The sequence below is a fragment of the Deltaproteobacteria bacterium genome (assembly GCA_016875225.1).
In the GTDB taxonomy this organism is placed as follows: domain Bacteria; phylum Myxococcota_A; class UBA9160; order SZUA-336; family SZUA-336; genus VGRW01.
In genome coordinates, this window is sequence record VGRW01000139.1 from 1 (window position 1) to 5,015 (window position 5,015).

5 protein-coding genes are annotated in these 5,015 nt (G+C 67.6%); 2 read left to right on the forward strand and 3 right to left on the reverse strand.

Annotation, left to right across the window (positions count from 1 at the left end):
• Together FJ108_17865 and FJ108_17870 are read left to right on the forward strand one after the other, a co-directional pair.
• Positions 1-391, forward strand: a 391-nt coding sequence (locus FJ108_17865; protein MBM4337758.1) for a hypothetical protein, incomplete at its 5' end; no start/stop codon positions are given.
• Between the two features lie 65 nt (positions 392-456).
• Positions 457-1,341, forward strand: a complete 885-nt coding sequence (locus FJ108_17870) for a methyltransferase domain-containing protein (protein ID MBM4337759.1) — start codon at positions 457-459, stop codon at positions 1,339-1,341.
• Here FJ108_17870 and FJ108_17875 read toward each other — a convergent pair.
• The 3 genes from FJ108_17875 to FJ108_17885 form a co-directional block, all read right to left on the reverse strand.
• Positions 1,242-2,270 (reverse strand): acyltransferase, encoded by a 1,029-nt coding sequence (locus FJ108_17875; protein ID MBM4337760.1) that lies wholly within the window; start codon positions 2,268-2,270, stop codon positions 1,242-1,244. The two genes, FJ108_17870 and FJ108_17875, sit on opposite strands and share 100 nt — an antisense overlap.
• 23 nt (positions 2,271-2,293) lie before the next feature.
• Positions 2,294-3,214, reverse strand: a complete 921-nt coding sequence (gene dcd, locus FJ108_17880) for a dCTP deaminase (GenBank protein ID MBM4337761.1) — start codon at positions 3,212-3,214, stop codon at positions 2,294-2,296.
• Between the two features lie 111 nt (positions 3,215-3,325).
• Positions 3,326-5,015: DUF262 domain-containing protein (locus FJ108_17885; protein MBM4337762.1), on the reverse strand; the 1,690-nt coding region annotated here is incomplete at its 5' end.

Consider the following 5,015-nt stretch of genomic DNA (forward strand, 5'->3'; position numbering starts at 1 on the left):
CTGGCGCGGGCTCGCGAGCCGCCTCGGCGAGATCGAGAACGTGGTCGACCCGGGCGTGTTCTTCGGCGTCGTGCCCGAGGCCGACCACCACAAGCTCGAGGGCCAGGGCAGCTACACGTATCTGTGCTGCGCGCGCGTGCGCAGCGGCCGCAGCGTTCCGAAGGGGATGGAGTCGCTGATCGTCCCCGCGCAGCGCTACGCACAGGTGACGGTGCGCGGTGGTACCGCGGAGCTCACCAAGGCCACCATCGAGCTCGCGCGCTTCTTCGCCCAGAACGCGGTCACGCCGAACAAGAAGGCGTACGGCCTGGAGCGCTTCGACGAGAAGCGCCAGAGCGTGCTCGCGCCGCCGGGCCGCTACGACTACGACGTGCTGCGGCCGCTCGCCTGACCCCCCGTCGAGCTCGCCGCCCGGCCTGGGTGGAGAAGTTCAAGGCTTCGCGGTAAGAATGGCGCATGACGTCGACGCCGAATCCCGCCCAGGACCCCAAGCGCATTCCGCCCCACAGCCCGCTGCTGCAGTACTACGACACGGACACGGAGCGGCGCCAGTACGTCGACGACCTGTTCAACAAGACCGCCCGCCACTACAACACCATCGAGCGGATCTTCGGCAACGGCGGCATCTGGTACCGGCGCTTCTCGCTCGGCCGCGCGGGTCTCGGCCCTGGAATGCGCGTGCTCGACGTGGCGGTCGGCACGGCCGCGGTCGCGCAGGGAGCAGCCCGGCTGGTCGCGCCGGGCGGCAAGGTCTTCGGCGTCGATCCGAACAAGGGCATGCTCGGCGAGGCGCGAAAGGTCTTCCACGGCCCGCTCACGCGCGGCGTGGCCGAGGCGCTGCCGTTCAAGACCGGCCAGTTCGACTTCGTCACCATGGGCATCGCGCTGCGCCACGTGCCCGACCTGGTCGCCGCGTTCAGCGAGTACCTGCGCGTGCTGAAGCCCGGCGGGAAGGTCTGGATCCTGGAAGGCCACCTGCCCGAGAGCAAGCTCGGCCACGCGCTCACCCGCTTCGCCTGGAAGACCGTGATCCCCGGGGCTCACGCTGCTCTTCACGCGCGACCGCGATGCGAAGGTGCTGATGGACTACTACTGGGACACGGTCGAGAAGTGCGTCCCGCCCGAGACCATCCTGGCCTCGATGCGCATCGCCGGCTTCGCCGACCCGAAGTTCAAGGTCGTCGTGCCCGGAGCGTTCTGCGAGTACACCGGCACCAAGCCCCGCTAGCGCCGGCCGCGGCTCACTTCGTGATCCGAGCCAGAAGCGGCTGCCGCGACAACACCGCTCTGTGCAGGGCGATCGGCCCGAGCAGGCCGGCGGCGAGGAGCAGCGGGAAGTAGAGCGCGAAGTTCGCGTGGTCCCAGGGCAGGACCTCGAGCAGCACGCCCTTGGCGAGCCCGATCGCGAGCGTGTTCATCAGGTAGACGGTGAACGTGTACTCGCCCAGGAGCAGAAGCCCGCGCCGATCGCGCACGGCGGCGAACGAATTCGCGAACGCGTACACCGCCGGGAGCGACGCGAGCCCGATGATCGTCTTCGCGGCATGGTCCGGCAGCCAGAGCAGCGCCAGGAACGAGAGGCCGAAGCCGAGGTAGAACGGCAGCGCGTTCGCGGCCACCGCCCCGACACAGGCGCGCCGATGGTCGATCGCGAGCAGCCCGAGCGCGAACCAGAGCGCGTGCTCGCAGAGCAGGTCGAGCGCGAAGAGCTCGGGAAGCGCGAATCCGAGCGGAAGCGCGTGCAGCGCGGCCGCGACCACCAGCACCGGCAGCGCCCTGCCGCGGAACGCCGCGAGCAGAAGTGGGAACAGCAGCGAGAGCTCGAGCAGCACGTACACGTACCAGAGCGACGTCGCCGCGCTCGCGCCCGGATGCGTGAAGATCCGCGCCAGCGACGCGAGATCCGCGGACTGCGGGTTGTCGACGTGGATCACGCGGCTCGCGACCGCCTTCCCCGCCCAGATCAACAGCGCGAACAGCGCGAACCCGGGCGCGAGCCGCCGCAGCCGCCCGAGCACGAACGGCCCGTACCCCCGCAGCCCCGCCGCCGCCGGCCGCGTGGCGCGGAACACCGCCCCCGACAGGAACATGAAGAACGGCATGTGGAACTGGTACACCGCGAACTTCAGCCCCACGTACCACTCGTTCCCCACCGGCGGCTCCCGCGCCACCACATGCCCGAGCACGACCAGAAAGATCGCGACCCCCTTCGCGAGATCGATGTCGCTGAGTCGCTCTCGGGTTGCGTGTCGGTCGGCCGTCATAGCCACCTATCGGCAATCTCCGCTCGACCTCACACGACTCCGCTCGGCGTCGTCTGTCCGTGAAACTGAGACGGTGCCGGCAGGGGTTCGCCCTCGACGGTCTCCACGATGAGCTGGCAGATGCGGAGCTCGGGGGTCAGCACGAGTCCGAGCGGGCCGAGATTGATGATCTCGAGCGTAATGGTGCCTTCGAACCCGGCGTGGATCGTCGGGGCGGTGAAGTGAACCAGGAGACCGGTGCGCGCGAACGAGCTCCGCCCCTCGATCCGAGCCGCGAGCCTGCCTGCCAGCGGAAGACCCACGCGTTCGATCGTTCGACCCAATACGAAGCGGTTCGGCTCGAGCACGAGTCCAGATTCAGGTAGCACCTGAGGGTCGCAGGTGATCGCGAGCGTCTCGGCGATGCTGCCGGTGCGCAGATCGAAGTTCAGGCTCAGCCCGCGCTTGGGCACTTGAAGGTCGGGGGAGAGACGCAGATCCACCGACGACGAATTGAACGGGGAGACGCGGGACTCTGGGGGTGGATCGGGGCGAGGGTCGATTCGGAGCCGCCCATCGTCGAGCGCTGCGACCAGCTCACGGTTCGAAAGTACGCTCACTGCGGCAAGCCTGCGCGCGCCTACGCCGTCAGCAGGCTCTCTGCCTGGACCGCCACGTAGCTTCCGAATTCGACGCTCTGCACCGGGAGGAGCACAGTCGCAGATCCGTCGGCGTCGCGGCGAACAGGAAGCACGCGAACGCGGCCGCGGGATCGCTCCCCCCGACGGACGTCGCGTTCGCTCCTTACGAGCTCTTGGTCGACGGTGAGCATGATCGAGGTACCGCCGCGCTCGCTCTCGACCCGGATCGTGACGGAGCGCTCCGTGTCGAAGAGACCGGATGCGACGTCGCATTCGAGCCAACCCCACCTGACCTGCTCCATCGACGATCTCCTCGTTGCTCGGGTTCATTCTCGCGCGCGCCGAGTGGCAGATCAATGGGGGCGAGGTCCGCGAGAATTTCAGTTCACACGGACGCTGCAAACAGCGAGCTCCGCCCAGCGCAGCCACCCGGCGCTGCCGTCATCCATCGTCATCGTCGCCGGCGTTCTCCTCTTCGTCGTCCTCGATGTCCACGCCCATCGCGTTCACGTAGTCGCGGCGCACCGTTCGGAGCGACCGGCCTGATGCTGTTCGATCGACGAGGAAGAACCACCAACCTCCCGTCCTCCGCCCGGTGATCGCACTCGCGGCTTCCGTCGGGCCCGGATACGCCACCCCGTCGACCTCGATCTGTCCGTCTGGGAGCAGAGTCACGACTCGGTCGCTGTGCTTGCTTCGCCGTGGGAAGAGAGACATCCCCGGCTCGAGCACCCCGCCGTTGATGAGATCGGCGAGCTGGAGCTTCCTGCGAAGTCTGGGCCGGTCGGGCGAGAATCCCGACCGGTGGTTCGGCGGCACGGGCCAGATCTGGATGATCAGATCGGCCAGCTCCCGCGTGCGCACGCGAATCGCATCGTCGGTCCACTGGTCGCCTGCCCTCTTTAGGAGCTCGCGGTTCAGAAGCAGGACGTCGTGCTCCTGGAGTCCGGCGCGCTTGCCGCCGCTTCCTAGCCAGGGGCCGTTCGACACCTTCGAGTTCAGCTTTCCCGTCAGCAGGGTCAGGTTGCCAAGGGTGTGGATGACGCGTTCTCGGTCCGCCTCGCCATGCGTCCCCTCCGGTGCGGGCCAGTGCGCGGGCCATTTCCTGGGCATGACGTGCTCGATGGCGTACTTCCCTCTGGCGACACGCTCGCCGCCGAGGCCCTGTTTCCCGTTTCGCCAGCCGCGCTGGTGATCCTCGATGGCTTCGAGAACCATGCGAAGTCGCCCGCGACCGAGACGGCGGTAGGCGAGCAGCTCGCCGAGCTCCTGCCGGATCTCCGCGTCGTCCGGCCAGTACCGACTCCCGCTCGTCTGCCCGGCGAGGTGACTCTCGATCATGTCTCCGGCGCTTCCGCGATCCGAACGGCGCAGCTGCGCGATCAGCTCGGCGACGACCTGGTTGTAGTTCTTGGTGGTCGCACGCACCAACATCCGCCGAACCATCCAACTCTCGACCGCTTCCAGCACTTTGACGACCTGCGCCTCCGGAATCGGCACCTCGTCGGGATCGAACAGGCAGAGGACGAGCGGCTTTATGACTTCGCTCTCGAGGACTCCCGTTCGGTATCCGAAGAGCCCCAGCCGGTCGATCGGTCCGGCGTGCTCCGAGGCGCTGCTGACGAACCGACGGTAGACGCGCGACGCCTCGTGAACCCGCACCACCAGCTCGGCCATGGGCAAGCTGGAATCGTGATCGGCGAATCGCTTGAACCGGTCGAACACCTCCCGTGCGACGACCTCTTCGCCTGTTCGCGCGACCAACCAATGATTCAGGAAGATCGACGATCGGGGATAGCGAACCCGTCCGACGCTGATCTCGGTTTCCCAGAACCCGGTCTCGAAGTCCTTCCAGTGATCCTGATAAGCGCGCTCTACGTCCGTGCCCAGCTCGAGCAGCCTCTGAAAGATGAAGTTCTTGATCAGATCAGCCGCCGTGAGCTGTGCGCCGCGCGCGTTCAGGGTCTCGAAGATCTCCTGCGCGTTTTCGTCCGCCGCGAGGTCGATGACGACGATCTGCAGGAGCTCGCGAACCACCGTCTCGACGGCCGCAGCTCGCACCTGGGCCGCGCCGACTCCGTCGGCCATGAGCCACTCGCGCGCTTGCTCGCTGAAGAAGCGATGCGCCCGC